The organism is Elioraea sp. (assembly GCF_051860475.1).
In the GTDB taxonomy this organism is placed as follows: domain Bacteria; phylum Pseudomonadota; class Alphaproteobacteria; order Acetobacterales; family Acetobacteraceae; genus Elioraea.
The window spans coordinates 1-768 of record NZ_JBHYDW010000303.1 but is presented as its reverse complement, the minus strand read 5'-3'; the positions used below and the strand labels follow the sequence as shown (position 1 = coordinate 768).

The 768-nt window shown below is 72.4% G+C and carries 2 pseudogenes; both read left to right on the top strand.

The features are described 5' to 3' along the window. Positions 1-378, top strand: a pseudogene (locus tag ACTIFU_RS23890) (phage portal protein); the annotation flags it as partial. A gap of 9 nt (positions 379-387) precedes the next feature. After that, positions 388-768 (top strand): annotated as a pseudogene (locus ACTIFU_RS23885) (S49 family peptidase); the annotation flags it as partial.

Genomic DNA, 768 nt, shown 5'->3' with positions numbered 1-768 from the left:
ATGGTGTGGCAGATCTGCCGCCGGGTCTGGGCGCGCTGGATGGACGTGGCTGTGCTCTCGGGCGCGCTCGATCTGCCCGGCTACGAGGCGCGGCGCCGCGAGTACGTCGCCTGTGCCTGGCTGCCGCCGCGCTGGGACTGGGTGGATCCGCTGAAGGACGCGCGCGCGGAGATCGAGCAGATCGAGGCTGGGCTGAAGAGCCGCACCCAGGCGCTGGCCGAGCGCGGCTACGACGCCGAGCAGGTCGATGCCGAGATCGCCGCCGACCGCGCCCGCGAGCGGAAGCTCGGGCTCGTGTTCGGCAACACGCCGGGTGGGGCGGCGCCGAGCGAAGCTCCGGCGCCTGCGGAAGACGAAACGACCACCGCGCCGACCTGAGGATCCACGATGAGCATCGAGGTTGCACTGCTCCGGCTCGCGAGCCGGCCGCTGGCGATCGCGCCGCGCGCGCTCGAGACGCTGCTCGCCGCCAGTCGCGTGACGATTGCGTCTCCCGGCGAGATTGCGACGCGCGGTCGTGGGTACGCCGTCACCGATGGCGGCATCGCGGTGGTCCCGGTGCTGGGTCCACTGGTCGCGCGCGGCGACTGGCTGACCGAACTGTTCGGCGCCTCCGTCTATGGCGAGGTCGGCGAGGCGATCGAGGCGGCATTGGCCGATCCGTCGGTGCGCGGCGTGGTGATGGAGATCGACTCCCCCGGCGGCGAGGTCGCCGGGATGTTCGATCTGGTCGATCGGCTCGGGGCGCTTCGCCAGAGCGCGGGCAAG